We start from the raw sequence: 22,491 nt of genomic DNA, 5'->3' as shown, positions 1-22,491 counted from the left end.
CCGTCGATACGATCGGATGATGTTCACGAAGAAGCAGATCACCCCTTCACCCGTCCCGCCCCGCATGCCGACTGCCGTGTGGAACGACCCCTTTGCGCGTCTCGCGCAGCGCTGCGGCCAGGCGTTGCTCGTGCTCTCCATCGTGGCACTGACCGTCTTCGCGGCTACGAAGCTCCAGCTGGTGGTGGTGCCGGTGTTGATCGCGCTGATCGTGGCATCCGCGTTCCGCCCCGTTGTGCGCCTTCTGGAGCAGCACATGCCACGGGTGATCGCCGCGATCATCTCGCTCCTGGCCGGGATCATCGTGTTCGGTGGGGTGATCACGATCGCTGTCTTCCAGGTGCAGTCGCAGTTCTCCACCCTGCAGAAGTCAGTGAGTTCCGGCATTAATACGGTGGCAAACTTCGTGCAGAACGGTCCGCTCAACCTCGGAACCAAGCAAATCAGCGGCGTGCAGAAGACGCTCGTCGACTTCGTCACGAGCGCGCAATTCGGATCGGGTGCGCTCGCCGGGGTGTCGACGGCCGCGGAGTTCGTTACCGGCGCGGTGCTCACGGTGATCGTGCTGTTCTACTTCATGAAGGACGGACCGATGATCTGGTCGTTCCTGATCACGCCTTTCGCACCCCGTGTGCACGCCAAAATGCGTCGCGCCGGTGACAGCGCGGTGCAGACCCTCGGCGGCTATGTGCGCGGAACCGCGATCATCGCCTTCGTGGACTCGCTTTTCATCGGTGTGGCCATGCTGATCCTTCAGGTTCCGCTTGCCATCCCGCTGGCGATCCTGGTGTTCATCGGTGCGTTCATCCCCCTTGTCGGGGCGACGATCACTGGCATCATCGCGGCCCTCGTTACCCTGGTGACGAACGGCCCCACCGCGGCGATCGTCGTGGTGATCGTCGTTGTCGCGGTGCAGCAGATCGAGGGCAACTTTCTCTCTCCCTTCGTGATGGGCAAGTCGCTCAAGCTGCACGGACTCATCGTGCTGCTCGCCCTCACCGCCGGCACCATCCTCGGGGGAATCTTCGGCACGCTGATCTCGGTTCCTGCCGCGGCGGTCGCCTGGGCCGTCATCAAGCGCTGGAACGACCCGATCGTGCCAGAGCCCGGCGTCGACACCGCGAAGAGGGCGTCAGCCGCGAGGTGAATGCCGACGCCGGAGTGGCTCGAGCAGGCTGAGTGGCACCGAGTCGAGCACGAATTCCGCCCACTCGCGGTAGCCCGACGGGCCAGGGTGGAAGAGGTCGGTGGCCCAGAACGTAGGCGTGTATGGCGGCGGCTTCGGCAGGGCGAACACCCGATCGAGGCCGCGAACGGCCGCGCGAGCGGCATCGTCCAGGCTCGCGGCATGCAGCGCGAGGTTCCAGCGCAAGGGGCTGCGAAGACTGCGGAAGCGGTCGAACCGGGGCATCAGCGAGACCAGGAGCAGGGCATCCGGGTTCACCTTTCGCAGTCGGAGCACGATCTCGCGCACATCCTGAGCGAAGGCTCGGCGGGAGCGCAGCCCGAGGGCATCGTTGGCTCCGATTGTGAGGAAGACGACGTCGTAGCGATCCGCCGTCGCTGCACCCATGAACCGTGCGAGGAGGTCGCGGGAGGTTGCGCCGTTCTCGCCGATCGCTCTCCACGTTGTTCCCCGATCGAAACGATCACCGAATTCCTGGGCGAAACTGCCGGGAAGTGCCTCATTCTGTCTGTCCGCCCCGACGCCGGCGGCCGTCGAATCCCCGAGCACGAGCAGGCGGATCAGGTCGGCGCCCGGCAACGACCCGGTCCAGGGCAGCGCCGCATCCGGAAGCCGGGGGATGCTGGATCGTGCCTTTCTCGCCTGCACGAGTAACACGGGGGCGAGGGGAATGGCGGCGGCCCGACTCAGGAAGTTCGGACGGAAATTCATCACTCCACCAATTTTAGGCCGCTCGCGCCGGGCGAATTGCCAGGGAGGGCCACGACCGTTCAGGTCGCTGCGGTCACGCGGATCACATTCGCCCAGGGGTCGTCGAAGCTCAGGGTCTGCCCGTCATGACGGGTCGCGATGCCGTGGTGTGACATCCGCTCGCCGAGGGATCCGAGGTCGTCCGCTCCTGGCACGACGATATCGACCTGGCCGAGTCCGAGGGTGCGCCCGCGGCGGCCGGCGCCCGCACTATTCCAGATGTTCATCGCCATGTGGTGGTGGTAGCCGCCCGCGCTCACGAAGAGGGCGGAATCGCCGTACATGATGGTCTGCTCGAAGCCGAGACGGTTGACGTAAAACTCCCGGGCTGAGGCAATATCGCCCACCGCGAGGTGCACGTGGCCGACGACGGCGTCGCCGAAGTTCGGAGCGGCGACGGCGGCCTCGGTGAGGTGCTCCTGCATAAATACATTCGGGTCGAGAAAAAGCGTGGACATCTCGACCTGGCCGTGAACCCAACCCCATTCGGCTCGGTCGCGGTCCCAGTAGAGCTCTACCCCGTTGCCCTCCGGGTCGGTGAAGTAGAAGGCCTTGCTCACAAGGTGGTCGGAGCTGCCGGTGAAGGTGCCGGGGGCTTTCGTCGCGATCGAATAGACGGATGCCGCGAGTGCGGCTTCCGAATCGAACAGGATTGCCGTATGAAACAGCCCGGCATCCCGCGGACTCGCCTGAACGAGCTCGGGGGCCGCACGCAGGATGATCAGCGGGGTCGTGCCGCGGCCGAGAGTAACGGTGTCGGCTGTGGAGGCCAGCACGCTGAGCGCCACCGCATCACGGTAGTAAGCGGTCATCCCGTCGAGGTCGGCGACGAGAAGCGTCACTGTGCCCATCGAGGTGTCGGCGGCGAGGAGGTCGGTTGCGGTCATATCGGTATCAACTTAGTTGATGCGACAACTATTCCGCGAGGTCTATCGGGGAGCAGGGCGGCCCCGCACCGAGAACAGGCGGCGAGGCACGGTGTGTGCGCGGGAGGGTGTGGCGACTGGCATGACTGAACGCAGGCACCGGCGGCACAGGAGGCAGCGCCTACTGGCATCCCTCGCACAGAGCGTCATCGGCGGGATCGCTGCCGAACAGTGACTTTTCGAAACAGATCGAGAGCGCAGAGTCGACGTAATGACCGAAATTGGGGATGCGCGTAAATCCCTCCCGCTCGTAGAACCGGATGGCATCGGGCTGCGCATCACCGGTCTCGAGCACGAGGCGCAGCCACGCACGCTCCCGCCCAAAGGTCTCGAGGGCATCGAGGATGCCGGTGGAGACGACGGACCCGCGGTGGTGCGGTGCGACATACATGCGCTTGATCTCCGCCTCGGTGTCGCTGAGTTGCCGCAGCCCGCCGCACCCGGCAGGTTCGCCGTCGTCGCTGTATGCCACGAAGAATACCGTGATGTCGGCGGCAGTCGGAGCCGGCCCTGGCTCGGAATCGGGCGTGCCGTAGCGCAGCTCCATTTCGGCGCGCTGGGCTCCCCGGAGCGCGGTGGCCTCCGGGTCGTCCCAAGCGACCTGACGCACGATCATGAGCCGGTGAGCCGCTGGATCAGCTCCCGGTAGCGGGCCGCGGTCTGCTCCACGATCGCGGGGGGGAGCGACGGCGGGAGCGACGGCGGCACACCGCGCTGATCCCAGTTTGCGCTGAGCCAATTGCGCACGATTTGCTTGTCAAAGCTTGCGAGCCGGTCGGGTCCCCCCTCGGCGTAGGTGGCGGCATCCCAGTAGCGCGAACTGTCGCTCGTCAGCACCTCGTCCGCGAGCGTAATCACGCCAGTGTCACGATTGGCGCCGAATTCGAACTTGGTGTCCGCGAGGATCACGCCGCGCGACTCCGCAATTGCCGATGCCCGTGAAAAGACCTCGAGGCTGAGCGTGCGCAGTGCCCCGGCGACCCCCCGACCCACGAGGTCGACCGTGCGCTCGAAGGGGATGTTCTCGTCGTGCTCGCCCATCGGAGCCTTCCACGCCGGCGTGTAAATCGGCTCGGGAAGGCGATCCCCGTTCGCGAGTCCCGCTGGCAGGGCGATGCCGCATACCGTCTGGGACTTTTGGTATTCGAGCCAGCCGGAGCCCACGAGGTATCCGCGAACCACGCACTCGATCGGAAACATATCGAGGGTGCGAGCGAGCATCGCGCGCCCGACCACGGCATCCGGAATGAGGTCTCGCACCGAATCCCCTCGCAACTCGTGATCGGCGACCAGGTGATTCGGCACCCCCACGAGCTGATCGAACCACCACAGGCTCAGCGTCGTGAGCAGCTCGCCCTTGCCGGGGATCCCCGGCGACAGCACGTGGTCGAACGCGCTCACCCGGTCGCTGGCGACCAGGAGCACTCGCCCGGCGCTGGCCAGATCCGCCGTCCCCGTCTCGAAGTACAGGTCGCGCACTTTGCCGGAGTAGGCATGCGTCCAGCCATCCGCGGTCAAGTCGATTGCGTTCACCCCTCCCATTATTCAGGAACCCGTGGGCGGATGGTTCGGGGTGACGGCCTGCGGCATTTAGTCGGTCTGTCGCGGCGCTACTCGGTCTGCCGCGGCGCTACTCCGTTGGCCGCGGCGCTACCCCGCGACGCTCAGCGCGATGTCGGTGCGGTATTGGCCGCCCTCGAGGTCGATCGCCTGCAGCGCGAGATAGGCGCGGGATCTGGCCTCCACAAAGTCGCTGCCGGTCGCGACGATGCTGAGCACGCGTCCGCCGATCGCCACGAGGGTGCCGCCGGAGAGCGCGGTCGCTGCATGGGCCACCGTCACCCCGGGGATCGCGAGTGCGGCATCGACCCCGCTAATGGCGCGGCCGGTGATCGGGGTTTCGGGATAGCCCTCACTCGCCAGCACCACGGTGACCGCGACGTCCGTGGAAAACTCCGGGCGGGCAAGCCCGCCGAGTTCGCCGCTCGCCGCTGCGAACAGCAGGCCGCTCAGCGGTGTGATGAGCCGCGGCAGCACCACCTGGGTCTCGGGGTCTCCGAAGCGGGCGTTGAACTCGATGACGCGAGTACCGCTTTCCGTGATGATCAGGCCGCAATAGAGCAGTCCGATGAAGGGTGTCTGTTCGGCGGCGAGAGTGCGAACCGTGGGAATGGCGATGGTGTTGATCACCTCGTCCACGAAGCCGACGGGCAACCACGGGAGCGGGGAGTACGCGCCCATGCCGCCGGTGTTCGGTCCTTCATCGTTGTCAGACAGCCGTTTGTAGTCCTGTGCCGGCTCGAGCGGAAGTACGTTGTGACCGTCGCTGAGCAGAAAGAGCGAGACTTCCTGGCCATCGAGGAACTCCTCGACGAGCACGCTGCCCTGGCCAATCCAGTATTCGGCATGGGCAACCGCCGCTGTCCGATCGCTCGTGACTAGCACGCCCTTGCCGGCAGCAAGGCCATCCGCCTTGACGACGTAGGGCGCGCCAAACGAGTCCATCGCGGCGATGGCTTCATCGAGGCTGCCCGCCCGGGTCGCGCGGCCGGTGGGCACACCGGCGACATCCATGATCCGCTTAGCAAAGGTCTTGCTGCCCTCGAGCTGGGCCGCGGCCTTGCCGGGGCCGAACACCGCGATCCCGCGCTGGCGCAGTCGGTCGGCGACTCCGGCGACGAGCGGCGCCTCCGGGCCGATGATCACCAGCTCGATGTCGTTTTCGAGAGCGAAGTCGGTGACGACGGCTGGATTGGTGGGGTCGAGCGCAATGACGGGCACGTCGGCGGCGATACCCGCATTGCCGGGGGCCGCGATGATGTCGTGATCGTCGGCCTCACGCAGGAGGGCGGTGATGATGGCATGCTCGCGAGCACCGGAACCGAGGACGAGGATTCTCACTCGGCAAGCGTACCGACCCGCCGAGTCACCCATCGGCGCGATTCCCGATCCGATTACCCCGGCCCGATGCCCAGCAACGCCGGGCAGACTGCTTACATGGCCCACCGTCAGCGACCTACGGAATCGACAGCGCCGGTCGACAAGTTCTGTGTCGCCTGCGGCCGTCGCATCCAGTGGCGGGCAAAATGGGCGCGCGACTGGGAGGCCGTGCGCTATTGCTCCGACGCCTGCCGAGGCCGGGGAGTGGCCGAGAGCGACCGGATGCTCGAAGCCGCGATCCTCGCACTGCTGGCCGACCGCCCCGCAGGCGCCACCATCCTCGTCGCGGATGCCGCCCGGGCAGTCGGTGCGGACCGTTGGCAGGAGCTCGCGGAGCCGGCCAGGCGCGCGGCACGGCGGCTCGTCGCGGCAGGGGAGGTCGACATCCTCCAGGGCGGAAAAATCGTGGACGCATCGACAGCGAAGGGTCCGTTCCAGCTGCGTCGCCGCCCGCGGTGAAGCAGGGTCGGCCGCACCTGCCAAGCTGAGTGGATGACTCCCCGCCACACTCTCCTCGCGTTGCTGGTAGTGGTGCTCTGGGGTTTCAACTTCGTGGCCATCGACCTCGGACTCGCCAAGGTGCCGCCGCTGGTCTTCCTCGCGATGAGGTTTGTGCTGGTGGCCGTTCCGGCAGTCTTCTTCATCAGGCCACCGGCGATCGGCTGGCGGAACATCCTGCTCATCGGGGCTTTCCTCAGCCTCGGCCAGTTCACACTGCTCTACCTCGCGCTGTCGCTCGGGATGCCGCCCGGCCTCGCCTCACTGCTGCTGCAGACCCAGATTGTGTTCTCAGTGGTCGTCTCATCCCTGCTTTTGCGCGAGCATCCCACCCGTCGTCAGCTCGTGGGGATCGTCATCGGCATGATCGGCCTCGCCGTCGTGGTGGTCGGGCACACCTACGCGGCGCCCTGGCTCCCGCTCGTGATCACCCTGCTCGCGGCGCTGTCCTGGGCCATTGGCAATGTGCTGTCCCGGCGAGCCCGCGCGGCATCCGGACTCTCGCTTGTGGTGTGGTCGGGGCTCGTAGTGCCCGCCCCCTCCCTCGGTCTGGCGCTCTTGGTGAATGGCCCGCAGGCCGTGGGATACTCGCTCACGCATCTGTCGATCGCCGCAATTCTCAGCACGGTCTACACCGCGGTTGCGGCCTCTCTCGTGGCCTATACGATTTGGAATTCCCTGCTCGCCCGCTACCCGACCGGTGCCGTCGTGCCATTTACGCTGCTCGTGCCCGTAATCGGAATCCTCGCCGCCTGGGTCGTGTACCGAGAGAACCCGACGGCGAGTGAGATCGTCGGCGGGGCGATCATGCTCGGCGGGCTTGCGGCTGCCGTCGTGAACCGGCGCCCGCGAAGGCGCGCGTTCGTACCTGAATAGGTGCGCCAACCCCGAGTAGCGTAGAACCATGGTTAAAGCACGCATTGCGGATGCCGCTGGCCGCGACGCCGTGAATCGAGCGCTCGCGACCGTTGCCGACCGCGATACCGAGGCGACGGCTGTTCGCTACCTTCTCCAGGTGCTCGCGGAAGGCGCCCCCGGTAACTCCGTGGAGGTGCGGGTGCCGCCGTTCGGTGCCGTGCAGTGCATCGAGGGCCCTGGCCACACCCGCGGAACTCCGCCGAACGTCGTCGAGACCGACGCTCTCACCTGGCTCGCTCTTGCGACCGGCGGTACCGCGTGGGCCCACGCCCTTGAGCACGGCCGGATCGCGGCATCCGGATCCCGCGCTGATCTCTCGGCCCACCTGCCCCTCGACTGGGCAGGGGCGGACACCCCGAAGCCGTCAGGGACAATGGAAACATGACCCCCGAGCCTGACACCGACCCTCAGTTCGACACCGGTGCGCAACCCGGCCCGCATGAACCCTCCCGGTCAACGGTCGAGACCGAGGTGACGGTGCGCCGGATTCCCCGGTACTCACGCTTCCTGATCATCGGGGCGGGGCTCGGGGCTGTCGCCACCTTCATCCTCACTGCATCGTTTCCCTCTGACCCGAAGGTGGGTTTCGGCGCCCTCTTCGGTTATTTCCTGATCTTCGGAGTGCCGGCAGGATTTGTGATGGGAGCACTTGTCGCGATCGTGCTGGATGCCGGCCTCAAGCGGCGTGCCCGCACCGCCCTGGCCGAGCACACCACGGTCGACCCGCTGCCCGACGAGCCCGCCTCCTGAAGCCGCCTGCACCCGCGTGGGGTTGACGCCTCCCCGCTCCTCAAAACGCAGGAGATTCGCCGCGAAAGGCGCCTCCACGCGGCCACGCATGCCATTTGGTGGCCAATCTCCTGCGTTTTCGGGAAAATCTATTGCCGGGCTGAGGATCTCGCCGCACTGTTCCTCGTCCCCGTGTTTCACCATCGTGGCGATCATGCTGCGCGATCTGGATGCGCCCTTGGACCGCACCAGCGTGACGCAGTCAGCGGTGCACCCACCGCAGCGAGGGAGGGAAATCCACCGTTTGACGGAAAATCTCCCTCCATTCGGTGCGGATCGAGCAAAAAACCCTCCCGCGTGGGGGAAGGAAGGAACGGCGCACGCGGGGGAAGGAACGGCGCACGCGGGCGAAGGAACGGCGCACGCGGGGGAAGGAACGGCGCACGGGACGACCGTGCAGCGGCAGCTTCGAGCAGCGAACGCACCAGGGGCGGCGAACCTTGGGATGCCTCAGCTGAGCTGAGTGCGCTCCACCCAGGCGAGATACTCCGGGGTCACGGTGCCGGTGACGTAGTCGCCCGTGAAGCAGCTCATCTCGAGGGCCGTGACGTTCGAGCCCTCGAGGATGGCCGCCTGCATGTCAGCGACCTCCTGGTAGATCAGGTAATCGGATCCCATCTCCCGGGTGATGTCGCCGATCTTTCGATTGTGGGCGATGAGCTCCTCCCGTGATGGCATGTTGATGCCATACACGTGCGGGAATCGCACCGGCGGCGCGGCCGAAGTGAAGGTGACTTTGTTCGCGCCAGCCTCGCGGGCCATCTGCACGATCTCCTTTGAGGTCGTGCCGCGCACGATCGAATCGTCAACGATGAGAATGTTCTTGCCGCGGAACTCTGAGCCCATGGCATTGAGCTTCTGCTTCACCGATTTCTTGCGTTCGGCCTGCCCGGGCATGATGAACGTGCGGCCGATGTAGCGATTCTTGTAGAAGCCCTCGCGGTATTCGATCCCGAGTTTTTGTGCCACCTGCATGGCGGCCGGACGTGAGGAATCGGGGATGGGCATGACAACGTCAATGTCTCCGAGGGGCGTGTACCGGGCGATCGTGTCGGCGAGCCGGTTGCCGAGGCGCAAGCGAGCGTCGTAGACCGAGATGCCGTTCATGATCGAGTCGGGGCGCGCGAGGTAGACATACTCGAATGAGCACGGCACGAGGGAGGGATTCTTCGCGCACTGCTGTGAGGTCATCTCCCCATCGAGAGCGATGAAGACCGCCTCACCGGGAGCGATGTCGCGCACGATCTCGTAACCACCGCTCTCGAGCACGAGGGATTCGGATGCCACGATCCAGTCGTCACCGACGAATCCGCGCGCCCGTTTTCCGAGCACAAGGGGGCGGATACCGAAGGGATCGCGGAACGCGAGCAGCCCGTAGCCGGCGATGAGTGCGATCGTGGCGTAGGAGCCTTCGACGCGCTCGTGCACCCGCTCGACTGCGGCGAAAATCTGGGCGGGATCCAGGTCGAGGCCCGTCACCTGTTCCTGCAGCTCATGCGCGAGCACATTGACGAGCAGTTCGGTGTCGGAGCTCGTGTTGAGGTGCCGACGGTCGATATGGAAGAGCTCTTCGGTGAGTTCCCGAGTGTTGGTGAGGTTGCCGTTGTGCACGAGCACGATTCCGTAGGGCGCGTTCACGTAAAACGGCTGGGCTTCCTCCTCGTTCGCCGCGTTGCCCTTGGTGGCGTAGCGCACATGACCGAGGCCGATGTTGCCGGGCAGAGAGCGCATGTCACGGGTGCGGAATGCCTCGCGCACCTGGCCCTTCGCCTTCACCATATGGAAGGTGCGTCCCTCGGCCGTGGCGATGCCGGTGGAATCCTGGCCCCGGTGTTGCAGGAGGAGGAGGCTGTCGTAGACCTGTTGGTTGGCGGGTTCCGAAGAAACGATGCCGACAATGCCGCACATTCGCGGTGAGTCTCCAGACCGTAGAGTTGGGGGTGATTTAGTCCAGTCTTTCACGCTTTAGGAACGGACAACGAATGGCCAACAAGTACGCCGAGGCTGGCGTCGACACGGCGGCCGGCGACCTGGCCGTCGAGCTCATGAAGTCGGCGGTCTCGGCCACCCACGGACCACGGGTCGTCGGTGGCGTCGGCGGGTTCGCCGGGCTGTTCGACGTGACATTCCTCAAGTCCTTCGAGCGGCCTCTGCTCGCGACATCCACGGATGGCGTCGGCACGAAGGTCGCGATCGCCCAGGCCATCGACAAGCACGACACGATCGGCATCGATCTCGTGGGAATGGTCGTCGACGACATCGTCGTGGTCGGAGCGACCCCGCTATTCATGACCGACTACATCGCCTGCGGCAGGGTGGTGCCGAGTCGCATCGCCGACATCGTCGCCGGCATCGCGCGCGGCTGCAGCGAGACCGGCACCGCGCTCATTGGCGGCGAGACGGCCGAGCATCCGGGGCTCCTCGGACCTGATGACTACGACGTCGCCGGAGCTGCGACGGGTGCCGTCGAGGCCGACGCGCAACTCGGCGCCCACCTCGTGGCAGATGGCGATGTGGTTATCGCGTTGGAGTCATCCGGATTGCACTCCAACGGATATTCCCTTGTGCGCAGCATTCTGCGCCAGGCCGCAGTCTCGTACTCTGATCGGTCGGACGACCTCGGCGGGCTCGTCGGTGAGGCACTACTGGAGCCGACTCGCCTGTATGCGACGCCTCTGCTGGCATTGCTGGCGGATGCCCCTGGCTCGGTGCATGCGCTCAGTCACGTCACCGGGGGTGGCATCGCCGCCAACCTCGCGCGCGTGCTGCCCGTCGGCAGCTGGGTTGAGCTCGAGCGAAGCACGTGGTCACCGACCGCCGTGTTCCGCGTTCTCGCGGGCTGGGGTTCGATGACGCTCGAGGAGACCGAGGGCACCTGGAACCTCGGCGTCGGCATGATCGCGGTTGTCGCCGCATCCACTGTCGACACAGTGATCGCCAGCCTGGCCGCCCGCAGCATCCCGGCCTGGACTCTCGGCGTCGTGTCAACCACACCGCGCGACATCGCCGGCTTCGAGCAGGGCGCCAAGGGAGTCGACGGTGGGGCCGTGCGGCTGGTGGGCCAGTACCGCGACTAGACGTCCCGTGATGACGGTCGATCGTCGGGTCTCGACAGGCTCTGCCATCGACCGTACCGAGCTATGCGGTCTTGTTTTGGTCCGGCTCGTATTCGTCGTCGGAGTAATCGGAGACTTCCGGCGAGTAGGCGCTCGCGCTGAACTCTGGCCACTTCTCGAGGTCTTCCTCGAGCTTGGCATCGATGGGGGCACCGGTCACGGGGTGCGTGAGTTCGCGTTCGAGCGCGTTGTAGTTGGTGTCCGGGCTGAAGTACTTCAGCTCACGAGCCACCTTGGTGTGCTTTGCTTTTTGACGGCCGCGCCCCATGGCTTGACCCCCTCACGATTCCTGCCCGGACGAACAGCGTTCCAACTGGCGAACAGCTGCCGGGATTGACCAAATAGGGAACTAAAAACTAAAGTCCAACTTTAGCATGCACGCGCGGCTCAGCTGCTTCCGCCGTCCGGGCTCTCAACGGCGGCTAACGTAGACGCGTGACAACCTCGCCTGGCTCTCCCTCTGTCGTGGTGATCGGCGCGGGACAAGCAGGACTCTCGGTCTCCTTCTACCTCAGACGACTCGGCCTCGAACCTGGCTCCGATTTCGTGGTTCTCGACCGCGGTCCGGGCACCGGCGGGGCCTGGCAGCACCGCTGGGAAGCGCTCCGCATCGGTTCTGCCCACCACATCAACGACCTGCCAGGCATGGATGAAGTCGGCGTGAGTTTCGACACCGCCGATCGCGCACAGCCGGCGAAGGATGTGGTGGCTGATTATTACGCGCGCTATGAGGCGCACTTTGAGCTGCAGGTGCGACGGCCGGTCGACGTGAAGCGTGTCTTCAACCGCGGAACCGACCTCGTGGTCGGCTTTGAGGACGGCGCTTCCCGCCCCGGAGAGCTCGAAACGGATGTCGTTGTCAATGCGACGGGCACCTGGGGCTCTCCGTTCATCCCCTGGTATCCCGGTCTTAACGACTTCGCCGGGCGCCACGTGCACACCACCGGCTACGACTCAGCCGGTGACTTCGAGGGCAAGAACGTGATCGTCGTGGGCGGGGGGACCTCGGCGATCGGATTCCTACTCGAGCTCGAGGGAAGCGCCGAGAGTCTCACCTGGGTCTCCCGCCGGCCGATCGAGTTCCTGGATGAGGGCGAGCTCAACATGGAAGCGGGCACGGCGGCGGTTGCCGCCCAGGATGAAGCGGCCCGAAACGGGCGAGCGCTCCCCAGCATCGTCAGCGGCACGGGGGTACCTCGCACCCGTCGCATCCAGGCGGGGATCGACCGCGGGACTCTCATCGCGCAACCAATGTTCGCCTCGATCGAGCCGGATGGCGTGCGCTGGGCCGACGGAACGTTCCGGCCAGCGGATGCGATCGTCTGGTCTACCGGATTCCGGCCCGAACTTCGTCACCTCGCCCCCCTCAAGCTGCGGGAGAAGGAGGGTGGCATTACGGTCGGCGCTGGCTCCTCCTGGAAGGATGGTCGTATATTCTTCGCCGGGTATGGACCCCAGGCCAGCACGATCGGGGCGAATCGCGCCGGTCGTCAAATCGCTCGCCAAGTAGTGGCACTTCTCTCGAACCTCTAGCTTGGTGGGACACAGCTGCCCGCCGCCGCGCACCTCCGCGATCGGGCGCGTCAGCCTCCGCGCACTTCCTCCAGTTGCACGACCGCCCATGACAGAGCGGGAAGTGTCACCCGAAGGGCGTCGGAATCCACCGTCGCACCGTCGAGCGGGCGCAGGCCCACCCGGTCCTGTTGCCCGAGGTTGTTCGAGGCGAACCGGTCCGCATCCTCCGGTACCCGAAGCACCTCGGCACGGATAATGCGCGCTGCAGCGAAACCGCGCAGAGAGACCTCAACCTCGCACGAATCGTCAAGCCCGCGATTGGCGAGAAAGAAGGTGGTGCGCCCGGTTTCTTCGTCCCAGGTGGCGCTGACATCCGCCAGGTCGGTGTCGCCATACTGGCGGCTCTCGTATTTGTCGGAGTGCACGACGGTACGCAGGATCTGTCCGCGGGCTAACTCTGCCATCCGGGCGAATGGCCAGAAGATTGACTGGCGCCAGGCTGGTCCGTTCTCCTCACTCCGGATCGGGCCGATCACGTTCACCAGTTGCGCCTGATTGGCGATCGTGACGCGATCCCCGTGCCGGAGCAGTGAGTTGAGCAGGGTTCCGACCACCACCGCATCGGTCACGTTGTATTCGTCTTCGATGACACGCGGATGCTCGCGCCACGCGCCCGACGCGGTGATCGCTCCCGGTTGGTCGTCGGAGTCGCGCCCGTCGTTGTACCAGACGTTCCATTCGTCGAAGGAGAGATTGACATGCTTCTTGTGCTTGCCCCGTGCGCGCACGGCGTCGGTCATCGAGACGACCGATTCGATGAAATAATCCATGTCGACGGCGCTGGCAAGAAAGCTCCCCGGATCCCCCGTCGTCTCCTGGTAGTAGGCGTGCAGCGAGACATAGTCCACCTCGTCGTAGGCGTGAGAGAGCACCGTCTGCTCCCACGCGCCGAAGGTCGGCATGCCGGAGCCCGAGCTTCCACAGGCCACAAGCTCGATGGTGGGATCGACGAACCGCATGGCCTTCGCGGCCTCCTGGGCGAGTCGGCCATACTCGTCCGCCGTCTTGTGGCCGATCTGCCACGGGCCATCCATCTCGTTGCCGAGGCACCAGAGTTTAATATCGAACGGTTCGGCATCCCCGTTTGTTTTGCGCAGGTCGCTGAGGTAGGTACCGCCGGGATGGTTTGCATATTCGACGATGGCGCGGGCGGCGTCCACCCCACGCGTTCCGAGGTTGATGGCCTCCATCACCTCGACCCCGGCGAGCCTGGACCACCCGACGAATTCGTGCAGGCCGAAGGCGTTGGTCTCCAGGGTGTGCCAGGCGCCGTCGAGCCGACGAGGCCGTTGGTCGACCGGCCCGACTCCGTCTTCCCAGTTATAGCCGGACACAAAATTACCGCCGGGGTAGCGAACCACCGTTGCCCCGAGTTCCTTTGTCAACTCGAGAACATCCTGTCGGTAGCCCTCTGGCGTGGCCGTCGGATGCCCCGGTTCGTAAATGCCGGTATAGACGCACCTCCCCATGTGCTCGACGAACGAGCCGAACAGTCGCGTCGGCACCGTTCCGATGGTGAATTCCCGGTCGATGGTGATGTGTGCGCGTGACATAGCGGTGCTGTCCTTTTTTGTTGGGCGGGTCGGTGGGGAAGGGTGCTGATCTAGGAGTTGCCGAATCCGGTGGACGAGATGCCCTTGATGATCTGTCGTTGGAAGAACAGGAACACCAGGATCAGGGGAAGAGCAGCAAGGAGCGCCGACGCCATGTTTTGTGCGTACTGCACCCCGAAGGCGCTCTTGATGGTTTGGAGGCCCACCGGCAGTGTCATCAGCGACGAGTCATTGATCACGATGAATGGCCAGAGAAAGTTGTTCCACGCGCCGATGAACACGAAAATCGACACCGCGGCGAGGATCGGCCGCGACAGGGGCACGACCACCTGAAGAAAGATGCGCATCCGCCCAGCGCCGTCCACCCGAGCCGCGTCTTCGAGTTCGTTCGGGATCTGGTCGAAGAACTTCTTGAGGATGAAGACCATCGCCGGAGCGATCAGTTGAGGAAGGATGATGCCCCAATAGGTATCAATCATGTTCAGCGAGAGCATTTCGTAAAAGAGTGGAACGATCAGCACCTGCGGCGGAATCACGATGGACCCGATGATCACGGCGAGCAGCCATTTGCGCCCGCTGAAGTCCAGTCGCGAGAACGCGTATCCGGCCAACGCCGAGATGACAACGGTGAGCACGGTGATCAGTACCGAAGTGAGCAGGCTGTTGAACGCCCAGGTGGGAATCTGCCCCGAGCTGAGCACTTTTGCATAGGCATCGAATGTGATGCCGCCGGCACCAATCCATCCGCCCGGTGCGCCAGCGTCGGTTTCCGATTTCAGCGAGGTGGCCAGTGCCCAGAGAACGGGCACGAGCCAGGCGACCGCCAGCACGATGAGGATCAGCACAGCGACGGCGGACGACGGGCGGAACTTAGGTCTGCGACGCCGGGGCGTCGCAGACAGGCGAGACACGCGGGTATTGAGTGTGGGGGACCGGGTGGACATCAGGCGTGCCTCCGTGAAATGAATCGGAACTGCAGAACCGAAATGATGATGATGATCGCGAAGAACACGTAGGAGATCGCGGAAGAGTAGCCGAGGCGATAGCCCGTGAACCCGGTTTCGAAGACGTACTCGAGAATCGACCGGGTGGAGCCAGCGGGGCCACCGGCGGTCATCTGATACACCTGATCGAAGACCTTGAGGGACGCGAGAACCTGCAGGATGATGATCAATCCGGTGGTCGGTCCGAGTTGGGGGATCGTGATCGAGAAGAGCTGGCGCCACTTTCCCGCCCCGTCGAGCGCCGCGGCCTCGAACTGTTGTTCGGGGATGTTTTGGAGTGCCGCGAGGTAGAGCAGGAAGTTGAAACCCACCGTCCACCACACCGTCGTGACGACGATAGAGAGCATGGCCGTGTTCTGGTCGTTCAGCCAGTCCGACGTCGGAAGACCGAGCCTACTCAGCACGTCATTGATGAACCCGAGCTGGGGGCTGTACATCCAAACCCAGAACAGTGACACGACCGTGGAAGCCAGCAGATAGGGGAGGAAGAACGAGAGCCGCCACAGCCACTGGCCCGGCAGGCCGAGATGCACGAGTAGGGCGAGGACCAGCGCGACGACGACCAGCGGCACGGTGCTCAGCACGGTAAACAGCACAGTGTTTCCGAGCGAGCGCCACATATCGGCATCCTGAAACGCCTCGGCGTAGTTCGCGAAACCGATTAAGCCGCCATTTGCTCCCGTGAGACTCTGACCGGTGAAGCTGAGATACAGGCCGTAGATGACCGGCCACACCAGAAAGAGAGCGAACACCACGAGAAAGGGTGTGACGAAAAGCCATCCTGTGCGGTTTTCGGTGAATCTCTTGCGTTTGCGGACGAGCATTCCCGAGGCGGGGAGTGCCCCAGCCATCACTCGGCTGGTCAGCGTTGGACTTGTCATGAGGTGGCTCCTTTGTCAGTCGTGGACATCATCGGAGTCAGCCGACCGGATTCGGCTTGGAGAGCAGCACGTTCAAGCGCGCGATGAATCCCTCCATGCCAACGCGCGGGCTGACCTTTCCGCGATAGACGTCTTGAAGGCTGGAGGCAAAAAAGGTCTGAAAGTCAGAACCGGAACCCGTGAACCAGGCCGTCGGATCGTAATTCAGATTCTTTGCGGCGCTCGAATAGTGCGCTTGAGGCTCAAGCGCCAGGTACTCATTGCTGGTCGCAACCGGCTGGAAAGCGGGAATGTGGCCTCCGCTCGCCCAGAGCAGCGAATCCTTCAACATTGCGGCAACGAATGCGTAGACGTCGTCTCGTTTCTGCGGGTCCACCGAATGCTGGTGGGGGAGAACGAAGGAGTGCGAGTCGGCATAGGCGGCCGGCGTGCCGAACAGGGTGGGAATCGGGGTGGCATCCACGGCGAGCTTGTTGGCTCGCATCGTCGGCAGTTCCCATACTCCGGTGAAGAGCAGGCCGCTGCCACCGCCGAGGAACTCCGACATCGCGGTGTTGTAGTCGCCACTCGAGGTGGCGATTGTGTTGTTGAGCAGCGCACGAATGAAGTCGAGGGAGGCGACTGCGGCATCCATATCCACCTCCGCCTTTTTGCCGGGCGTCAGCACCATCTCTGCACCATGTTGCTTGTAGAACGTGTAGAACAGTCGCCACATTTGCGCGCCATCGCCGAGATAGCCGTAGGACAGGCCGTGCTTTCCGGTGACTTTCTGCACGGCGGCCGCGACCTCGAGAAAGCGTGCAGGAGACGAGATCTCTTCGATCTGGCCGTTCGCCCCGAGCATCCCGGCCTTCTTCAAGATCTTCGGGTTGTACATCAGGATGAACGGATGTGAGTCCAGCGCCACCGCATACTGCTTGCCGTCGCTCTGGCCGGTACTCCAGACACGCTCGGGGAAGTCGTATGCATGTACGCCGTGGCGTGCGAGCTGGTCAAGATCCCAGGCATCGAGAAGACCGCCGGGAGCGTACCCGGCAATGCGCGATTCGTGCATGATGGCGACGTCGGGAGCTCGCCCACCGGCCGATGCCATCGCGAGTTTCGTGTAGTACGGGGTGCCCCAGGTGAGGATCGTCTGGCTCGTTGTGAATGAACTGTTTCCTCGATTGGTGTGCTGCACCATCGTGTTCATGTTGATGCCATCGCCACCGGTGAGCAGGTGCCAGAAATTAAGTTGTTCAGCGTTAGAGCCGGCTGCACCCACGCTGTTCACTATCTGACCAGCTACGAGCGCTCCGCCTGCGAGAGCCGCCGCACCAACAATGAGCTGTCTGCGCGACACCCGTGGACCGGGTGCACTCTCTGGTTCATGCGTCTCGTTCACCTGTCACTCCCTCGTGATGTGTTCCCAGAAGCATTACATCGTTGTAATCAAGATGCAAGCCCGCGGATTGAGGGTCATTCATCTTACGCGCGGCCTGCTGAGGAAGTGCTGGCTCTGACGATCACCGAATGAGGGATCGTCGTGCGGGTCGGAGGTCGGTGCGGGTCTGACATCCGGGCGACAAGTAGGTCGAACACTTTTTCTGCATACAACACCTTGTCGAAGCTCACTGTCGTCAGTGGAGGACCGGAATACCGCCCCTCGGCTAGATCGTCGAATCCGGCGACTGCAGTGTCCTCCGGCACGCGGATGCCCCGGTTCCAGAGCGCGCCGATCACACCGAGGGCCATCGAATCCGTGAAGCAGAAGTACGCGTCGGCGACACCGTCAGCGTCGATGAATCGCCCGACCGCCCGTGCCGCGGCCTCAGCGGTCCAGCTGTCGCAGGAAATTTCCAACGCCGTGTCGTGTGCCAACCCCGCCGCGGCGAGGGCGTTCCGGTAGCCCCGCACGCGCAGGCTGGAGGTCGAGGTGATGAAGGATGGTTCCGGCGTGCCGACGGCTGCGATGCGCCGATAGCCGCTGTCGATAAGGTGCGTGGTCATGTTTTCGGCCGCGACCACGCTGTCGACCCATACCTGATCGGCGACGGATTGCTCTACCTCGCCGATCAACACGACAGGCGGGAGGGAGACCGTATTCTCGACCGCGCTCTGTTCACGGGTCAGGGGATTGAGGATCAACCCGTCGATAAGGTGTGCCCGTGCGCGAGACACGAGCTCGACCTCACGATTCGGGTAGGCCGCGGTCTCCTCAATCTGGATCGACCAGCCGCGATTGTGTGCAACCTCGACGAAAGCATGCACGATTTCTGCCGAATATGAGGTGCCGAGGTCGGGAAGCGACAGCGCGATCACACCCGAACGACCGTTCCTCAAGCCTCGCGCGCTGAGGTTTGGCACATAGCCAAGTTCCTCGATAGCCCGCTGAACCCGTTCAAGGGTCTCCGCCCGAACGAAGACGATCCCGTTCATCACGTTCGACACCGTTTTCGGCGACACGCCCGCCATCGCCGCGACATCCTTGACCGTTGCGCGCACGATGTTCCCTTCTGCTCAGTCCCCATTATCGGGCGAAAGTGTCGGCGGCGATTGCCTGTCCGGGTGCGGGCTGCGGACTCATGACGATCCCGGTGGCCACGATCTTCTTTATCTTTCAACGGAAGATCATGAACACCACGGAGGGTGGGGAGAAGGGGTAGAGGCGCTGCGCTGTCCCTGCGCTGTCTGCCCTTTGTCGATGCGCGGCCCTCTCTGCGCTGTCTGCCCTCTCCGCGCCCAGGAGTGACACGCGCACCCGAAGGTGCGGGCGCGTGTGTCACTCCTGGGCGCGGGGAGTGGCGGGCGGATCCGGGTGCCGCGACTCTTTGGAGCTAGGGCCGATACTGGTGAAGCAGGAACAACCAGTACACGACGAAGTAGGCCGCCGTCGCAGCCCCGAGACCGAGCACGAGATTGAGCACCAGGTTCGCGACAGCGGTGCGCCAGCGTCCGGCGAGGGCGAACTGCAGCGTCTCGACCGACCAGGTGCTGAATGTTGTGAGGCCCCCGGCGATGCCGGTGAGCAGGATGAGGCGAAGCTCGGTATCGACGATTCCCCGGTCGGCGAGGGCGAGTACTGCGGCGGTGAGTGTCGGGCTCATTCGTCCACCATGTCGATCTCCAGCGGTGTCGGTCGCGGACGTCGACCGATGCTGAGCCCGAGGAGTGCTGCGCCGAAACCGAGTACGAGGGATGACACGAGGTACAGCATTGCGAGCATCCAGAGGCCGTTGTGTGCCTGGGCGATGAGCGAGACGATGAGTGCCGAGAAGGTGGTGAACGAGCCGACCGTGCCGGTACCGAGCCCCACCTTGAGCCAGTTGGGCGTGTGTGCTCGACGCCAGACGGTGGCGACAAGGACACCGAGAACGAAAGGTCCGGAATCCGGCCCGAACTTCGTCACCTCGCCCCCTCAAGATGCGGGAGAAGGAGGGCGGCATTACGGTCGGTGCTGGCTCTTCCTGGAAAAATGGTCGTATATTCTTTGCCGGGCATGGACTCCGGGCCAGCACGATCGGGGCGAATCGCGCCGGTCGCCAGATCGATCGCCAAGTAGTGGCCCTCCTCTCAAACCTCTAGTCTTCCCTTCTCAATCCTCCGGTTCCCCCTCTCAAAACGCAGGAGATTCCCCACGAGAGCGGATGTTTCGCCGCACCGCTCTCATCCGGTGGCGAATCTCCTGCGTTTTCGGTGTCGAGCGTTCACAGCGACGCGGCAGGCCGGGATGGTCGACTGCATAGCCAGTCGTGACACTCTCGATTCTCCGGTGATCACCATCTGACGACGGGGGCGTGGATAGCCGCGATTGGCACACTGCTCACCGGAGCAGTTGGGCTGGTCTTCGTCCAGGCCGCGCTGACCTCGCCGCTGGCACCGTGCGCTGCAGAAGTGTCGCGGCAGGGAAAGAACCTCGCGGAGGGAGTTGTAACCCCCTCCGCGAGGCTTATCCCCCGCCGCGAGCTGGCGTATCCCCCGCCATGAGCGGCAGAGGACCCGCACACGAGCCGCAGGTGATTCGCAGGTGACCAGCACGGGACCAGCACGGGACCAGCACGGGACCAGCACGGAACAGCACAGGACCAGCACAGGACCAGCACAGGACCAGCACAGGACCCTCACCGGCCGAACAGGAGTCGTGTGACGCAGACGCGGTTGGGCGGAAGGCGCCGTCCTCCCGGAGACCTATTCCACCTGCACCGTTGCACCGGACGTGGCGGTCACCTCGCCGTCCGCGTTCACGGTTATCGAGACATCCGCCCCACCGAGCCGGAGTCCGCTCACCGAAAGCGCTCCGACGATCCCGATCGGCGAAACCCCGAGCACGCCGGAGGATGCGTCCGGCCGCAACCCGAGCGTGCTCGCGAGCACGGAGACCGCCGCGGCGGCCGACCAGGCCTGTGGGCGGCATGCGGCGGGGTAGGGAACGGGGGCGCCGAATTCGGCGGCCGAGTCACCGGAGTGGAGTTCGGGCATCCGATAGTCGAAACCGGATGCCGCGGCCAACAGTCCGGCCGAGAGCGACGCCGCTTCGGCGGTGAATCCCTCGCGCGCCAGACCAGCGATCGCAATCGCGGTGTCGTGGGTCCAGACGCTGCCGCCGTGGTAGCTCAGCGGCCAGTAGCCGGTGGCATCCGTGGACATGGTGCGGAGACCGAATCCGGAGTTCATCTCTGGCGAAACAAGACGTCGGGCGACCAGGGCGGCTTGGCGCGGATCGAGCAGGCCGGTGCCGAGGAGATGGCCGATATTGCTGGTCACCGTGTCGACCGGCCGCTTGGTGGCGTCTAGCGCGATCGCCGGGAACGCGCCTGCGGGATCGTCGATCCAGAATTTCTCGTGAAACTTCGAGCGCAGCCGGGCAGCCCAAATGCGCCACTCCGACGCATCGTGCCCGAAATGTTCGAGCAGGGCGGCCCCGCCGTTTGCCGCCTCGAAGGCATAGGCCTGCACTTCGCACAGTGCGATCGGACCCTCAGCGAGAGTGCCGTCGCGCCACTGGACAGAGTCGCCTGAGTCTTTCCAGCCCTGGTTTGCCAGCCCGCGACCGGTGGCGTCGACGTACTCCAGGAGCCCATCCCCGTCTGCATCGCCATAGTCACGCATCCACTCCAGCGCCGCGACGAGGTGTGGAATCAACACGATCACCTCGGTCTCGGGCAGCCCCCACGTCCACGCGTCGTGAAGAAGGCAAACCCACAGTGCCGTGGCGTCGACAGTTCCGAAGTACAGCGGAGGAAGCGAGATACTCTCGCCGGGGATTTCGAGCACGCCACGACGCAGCTCGTGCATGATCTTGCCCGGTTGCTCGGCAGTCTCCGCAACCGGCGTGGTGCCCTGCAGCCCGGCGAGCACGCGAAGTGTGTCGCCAGCGAGAGTCGTGCCGAGCGGCAGCATGAAGCGTGCAGCCCAGAGTGAGTCTCGACCGAAAAGGGTGAAGAACCAGGGCGCACCGGCGGCGAGGAATTCGGATGCCGGATCCGCAACGATCGAAAGGCGCAAGCTGTCGAGGTCGGCAAGCGCGGTGTCGAGCCAACGGGTCAATCGGTCGTCCCCCGCGGAGACGACGGGCATTGACCAGCGTGCAGGGGTGATCGAACCGAGCACAACCGCTCGGTCGTCGATTGCCGTGACGGTCCATCCGACAGTGATCTCTCCGTGCGCGGGCACGACAATTGCCCAGGAGAGTTCGAGCACCTCGTCGCGCGTGGACAACGTCGCACCGGGGGCCGCGAGTGAGGCCGAGACATGATCATTTTTCCAGATCGCGGATGCCCCGGCTACGCTTATGGCCACGGGATCGCTGGCAAGCCCGGCCTTCACCGTGTCCATGGAGGCGAGGTCGGTGGTGAGCCGAACCGACACGGTCGTCTTGATCGGCTCATCCAGCGCGGACCTGACCTGGACGCTCTCGGAGTCACCGTCGACGGTGACCCGACGACGATGGGTCGCTCGCACCCGCGGGTCGGGCGCGCGATCGTCGAGCTGACGGGCAACAGCGAGGAAGGCTGCCGCATCCGCCCCGTCCGGAACGGTGGCAATTGATTCGCAGGGGAGGCCCCCGATCAAGACGCTGAGGCCAGACAGAATGCGCACGTCTGACAAGTAGAGACCATGGATCGGAGACGAGCCCATTGATCCATCGCCGGCCGACCAGGCCTGGGTTGGAGCTTTCAACACAACGGTCTCGGCATGGAGCAGGGGCTGCACGGGCTGCGACATCAACGCATCACGACTCCTTCGTGCGTCGGGCCGATTTGTGTAATCGGCGATGACCGGCATTGACAAACCGGGTACCCGATGTAATGTAGCACTCATAATTTGAACGATCAAAACGTCGTGATTTCTCCGCAACGGTCGCAGTGGACCGCCG

At 64.5% G+C, this 22,491-nt stretch carries 22 protein-coding genes; 7 read left to right on the top strand and 15 right to left on the bottom strand.

Annotated features, from left to right (window positions below):
- Window positions 1-16: 16 nt before the first annotated feature.
- Window positions 17-1,147, top strand: coding sequence for an AI-2E family transporter (locus RCH11_RS14725; protein WP_327057771.1), 1,131 nt, complete (start codon window positions 17-19; stop codon window positions 1,145-1,147).
- Here RCH11_RS14725 and RCH11_RS14720 read toward each other — a convergent pair.
- From RCH11_RS14720 to purD, 5 genes are all read right to left on the bottom strand, one after another.
- Window positions 1,133-1,897: an SGNH/GDSL hydrolase family protein gene (locus tag RCH11_RS14720; protein ID WP_327057839.1), complete on the bottom strand. Its 765-nt coding sequence runs from the start codon at window positions 1,895-1,897 to the stop codon at window positions 1,133-1,135. The two genes, RCH11_RS14725 and RCH11_RS14720, sit on opposite strands and share 15 nt — an antisense overlap.
- A gap of 59 nt (window positions 1,898-1,956) precedes the next feature.
- Window positions 1,957-2,823 (bottom strand): VOC family protein, encoded by an 867-nt coding sequence (locus RCH11_RS14715; RefSeq protein WP_327057770.1) that lies wholly within the window; start codon window positions 2,821-2,823, stop codon window positions 1,957-1,959.
- A 160-nt stretch (window positions 2,824-2,983) separates the two neighbouring features.
- Window positions 2,984-3,478, bottom strand: a complete 495-nt coding sequence (locus RCH11_RS14710) for a GNAT family N-acetyltransferase (protein WP_327057769.1) — start codon at window positions 3,476-3,478, stop codon at window positions 2,984-2,986.
- Window positions 3,475-4,404 (bottom strand): phosphoribosylaminoimidazolesuccinocarboxamide synthase, encoded by a 930-nt coding sequence (locus RCH11_RS14705; protein ID WP_442789055.1) that lies wholly within the window; start codon window positions 4,402-4,404, stop codon window positions 3,475-3,477. The genes RCH11_RS14710 and RCH11_RS14705 overlap by 4 nt, the downstream gene beginning before the upstream one ends.
- Window positions 4,405-4,512: 108 nt before the next feature.
- Window positions 4,513-5,763: a phosphoribosylamine--glycine ligase gene (gene purD, locus RCH11_RS14700; protein WP_327057767.1), complete on the bottom strand. Its 1,251-nt coding sequence runs from the start codon at window positions 5,761-5,763 to the stop codon at window positions 4,513-4,515.
- 96 nt (window positions 5,764-5,859) lie between these two features.
- On the opposite strand from purD, the gene RCH11_RS14695 reads away from it, so the two are divergent.
- Genes RCH11_RS14695 through RCH11_RS14680 form a run of 4 tightly spaced genes read left to right on the top strand, consistent with a single transcriptional unit; the run spans window position 5,860 to window position 7,968 of the window.
- Window positions 5,860-6,261 (top strand): DUF3253 domain-containing protein, encoded by a 402-nt coding sequence (locus tag RCH11_RS14695; RefSeq protein ID WP_327057766.1) that lies wholly within the window; start codon window positions 5,860-5,862, stop codon window positions 6,259-6,261.
- Between the two features lie 33 nt (window positions 6,262-6,294).
- On the top strand, window positions 6,295-7,176 hold the full coding sequence (locus RCH11_RS14690; RefSeq protein WP_327057765.1) for an EamA family transporter: 882 nt from the start codon (window positions 6,295-6,297) through the stop codon (window positions 7,174-7,176).
- Window positions 7,177-7,204: 28 nt separating this feature from the next.
- On the top strand, window positions 7,205-7,603 hold the full coding sequence (locus tag RCH11_RS14685; protein ID WP_327057764.1) for a sterol carrier family protein: 399 nt from the start codon (window positions 7,205-7,207) through the stop codon (window positions 7,601-7,603).
- Window positions 7,600-7,968 (top strand): hypothetical protein, encoded by a 369-nt coding sequence (locus RCH11_RS14680; protein WP_327057763.1) that lies wholly within the window; start codon window positions 7,600-7,602, stop codon window positions 7,966-7,968. Before RCH11_RS14685 ends, RCH11_RS14680 begins: the two co-directional genes overlap by 4 nt.
- A 489-nt stretch (window positions 7,969-8,457) precedes the next feature.
- On the opposite strand, the gene purF is transcribed toward RCH11_RS14680, so the two are convergent.
- Window positions 8,458-9,915 carry an amidophosphoribosyltransferase gene (gene purF, locus RCH11_RS14675; protein ID WP_327057762.1) on the bottom strand — a complete coding sequence of 486 codons (1,458 nt, stop codon included), beginning with the start codon at window positions 9,913-9,915 and terminating at the stop codon, window positions 8,458-8,460.
- A 74-nt stretch (window positions 9,916-9,989) separates the two neighbouring features.
- Between purF and purM the strand changes: the two genes are divergently transcribed.
- A complete protein-coding gene (gene purM, locus RCH11_RS14670) occupies window positions 9,990-11,084 on the top strand; it encodes a phosphoribosylformylglycinamidine cyclo-ligase (RefSeq protein ID WP_327057761.1) in 1,095 nt (364 codons plus the stop codon).
- Between the two features lie 61 nt (window positions 11,085-11,145).
- Here the strand turns inward: purM and RCH11_RS14665 are convergent, their stop codons facing one another.
- Window positions 11,146-11,391: a DUF3073 domain-containing protein gene (locus RCH11_RS14665; protein WP_327057760.1), complete on the bottom strand. Its 246-nt coding sequence runs from the start codon at window positions 11,389-11,391 to the stop codon at window positions 11,146-11,148.
- Window positions 11,392-11,558: 167 nt separating this feature from the next.
- On the opposite strand from RCH11_RS14665, the gene RCH11_RS14660 reads away from it, so the two are divergent.
- Window positions 11,559-12,656 carry an NAD(P)-binding domain-containing protein gene (locus tag RCH11_RS14660; protein ID WP_327057759.1) on the top strand — a complete coding sequence of 366 codons (1,098 nt, stop codon included), beginning with the start codon at window positions 11,559-11,561 and terminating at the stop codon, window positions 12,654-12,656.
- 50 nt (window positions 12,657-12,706) lie between these two features.
- Here the strand turns inward: RCH11_RS14660 and arfA are convergent, their stop codons facing one another.
- From arfA to RCH11_RS14620, 8 genes are all read right to left on the bottom strand, one after another.
- Entirely contained in the window at window positions 12,707-14,251 is a 1,545-nt protein-coding gene (arfA, locus tag RCH11_RS14655; RefSeq protein WP_327057758.1) for an arabinosylfuranosidase ArfA, read from the bottom strand.
- Between the two features lie 50 nt (window positions 14,252-14,301).
- Complete coding sequence (locus RCH11_RS14650) at window positions 14,302-15,195, bottom strand: carbohydrate ABC transporter permease (protein WP_327057757.1); 894 nt, start codon at window positions 15,193-15,195, stop codon at window positions 14,302-14,304.
- Window positions 15,195-16,079 (bottom strand): carbohydrate ABC transporter permease, encoded by an 885-nt coding sequence (locus tag RCH11_RS14645; protein ID WP_327057838.1) that lies wholly within the window; start codon window positions 16,077-16,079, stop codon window positions 15,195-15,197. The genes RCH11_RS14650 and RCH11_RS14645 overlap by 1 nt, the downstream gene beginning before the upstream one ends.
- A 94-nt stretch (window positions 16,080-16,173) precedes the next feature.
- Window positions 16,174-17,520 carry an extracellular solute-binding protein gene (locus tag RCH11_RS14640; RefSeq protein WP_327057756.1) on the bottom strand — a complete coding sequence of 449 codons (1,347 nt, stop codon included), beginning with the start codon at window positions 17,518-17,520 and terminating at the stop codon, window positions 16,174-16,176.
- An 83-nt stretch (window positions 17,521-17,603) separates the two neighbouring features.
- Window positions 17,604-18,620, bottom strand: coding sequence for a LacI family DNA-binding transcriptional regulator (locus RCH11_RS14635; RefSeq protein WP_327057755.1), 1,017 nt, complete (start codon window positions 18,618-18,620; stop codon window positions 17,604-17,606).
- A 332-nt stretch (window positions 18,621-18,952) separates the two neighbouring features.
- Entirely contained in the window at window positions 18,953-19,222 is a 270-nt protein-coding gene (locus RCH11_RS14630) for a fluoride efflux transporter FluC (protein ID WP_327057754.1), read from the bottom strand.
- Complete coding sequence (locus RCH11_RS14625; RefSeq protein WP_327057753.1) at window positions 19,219-19,524, bottom strand: fluoride efflux transporter FluC; 306 nt, start codon at window positions 19,522-19,524, stop codon at window positions 19,219-19,221. Before RCH11_RS14625 ends, RCH11_RS14630 begins: the two co-directional genes overlap by 4 nt.
- A gap of 779 nt (window positions 19,525-20,303) precedes the next feature.
- Window positions 20,304-22,340, bottom strand: a complete 2,037-nt coding sequence (locus tag RCH11_RS14620; protein WP_327057752.1) for a glycogen debranching N-terminal domain-containing protein — start codon at window positions 22,338-22,340, stop codon at window positions 20,304-20,306.
- Window positions 22,341-22,491: the final 151 nt, after the last annotated feature.

Origin of the sequence: Glaciihabitans sp. GrIS 2.15 (assembly GCF_035984695.1) — a bacterium.
Classification (GTDB): Bacteria; Actinomycetota; Actinomycetes; order Actinomycetales; family Microbacteriaceae; genus Lacisediminihabitans.
Note: the sequence above shows the minus strand (reverse complement) of the source record. Positions and strands in the feature narration are given on the sequence as shown.

Excerpts from the sequence above, each read along its gene's own strand:
- RCH11_RS14725 (WP_327057771.1), top strand. The coding sequence starts at position 17 with ATGATGTTCACGAAGAAGCAGATCACCCCTTCACCCGTCCCGCCCCGC.
- RCH11_RS14720 (WP_327057839.1), bottom strand. The coding sequence starts at position 1,897 with ATGAATTTCCGTCCGAACTTCCTGAGTCGGGCCGCCGCCATTCCCCTC.
- RCH11_RS14715 (WP_327057770.1), bottom strand. The coding sequence starts at position 2,823 with ATGACCGCAACCGACCTCCTCGCCGCCGACACCTCGATGGGCACAGTG.
- RCH11_RS14710 (WP_327057769.1), bottom strand. The coding sequence starts at position 3,478 with ATGATCGTGCGTCAGGTCGCTTGGGACGACCCGGAGGCCACCGCGCTC.
- RCH11_RS14705 (WP_442789055.1), bottom strand. The coding sequence starts at position 4,404 with ATGGGAGGGGTGAACGCAATCGACTTGACCGCGGATGGCTGGACGCAT.
- RCH11_RS14695 (WP_327057766.1), top strand. The coding sequence starts at position 5,860 with ATGGCCCACCGTCAGCGACCTACGGAATCGACAGCGCCGGTCGACAAG.
- RCH11_RS14690 (WP_327057765.1), top strand. The coding sequence starts at position 6,295 with ATGACTCCCCGCCACACTCTCCTCGCGTTGCTGGTAGTGGTGCTCTGG.
- RCH11_RS14685 (WP_327057764.1), top strand. The coding sequence starts at position 7,205 with ATGGTTAAAGCACGCATTGCGGATGCCGCTGGCCGCGACGCCGTGAAT.
- RCH11_RS14680 (WP_327057763.1), top strand. The coding sequence starts at position 7,600 with ATGACCCCCGAGCCTGACACCGACCCTCAGTTCGACACCGGTGCGCAA.
- purF (WP_327057762.1), bottom strand. The coding sequence starts at position 9,915 with ATGTGCGGCATTGTCGGCATCGTTTCTTCGGAACCCGCCAACCAACAG.
- purM (WP_327057761.1), top strand. The coding sequence starts at position 9,990 with ATGGCCAACAAGTACGCCGAGGCTGGCGTCGACACGGCGGCCGGCGAC.
- RCH11_RS14665 (WP_327057760.1), bottom strand. The coding sequence starts at position 11,391 with ATGGGGCGCGGCCGTCAAAAAGCAAAGCACACCAAGGTGGCTCGTGAG.
- arfA (WP_327057758.1), bottom strand. The coding sequence starts at position 14,251 with ATGTCACGCGCACACATCACCATCGACCGGGAATTCACCATCGGAACG.
- RCH11_RS14650 (WP_327057757.1), bottom strand. The coding sequence starts at position 15,195 with ATGTCCACCCGGTCCCCCACACTCAATACCCGCGTGTCTCGCCTGTCT.
- RCH11_RS14645 (WP_327057838.1), bottom strand. The coding sequence starts at position 16,079 with ATGCTCGTCCGCAAACGCAAGAGATTCACCGAAAACCGCACAGGATGG.
- RCH11_RS14630 (WP_327057754.1), bottom strand. The coding sequence starts at position 19,222 with ATGAGCCCGACACTCACCGCCGCAGTACTCGCCCTCGCCGACCGGGGA.
- RCH11_RS14620 (WP_327057752.1), bottom strand. The coding sequence starts at position 22,340 with ATGTCGCAGCCCGTGCAGCCCCTGCTCCATGCCGAGACCGTTGTGTTG.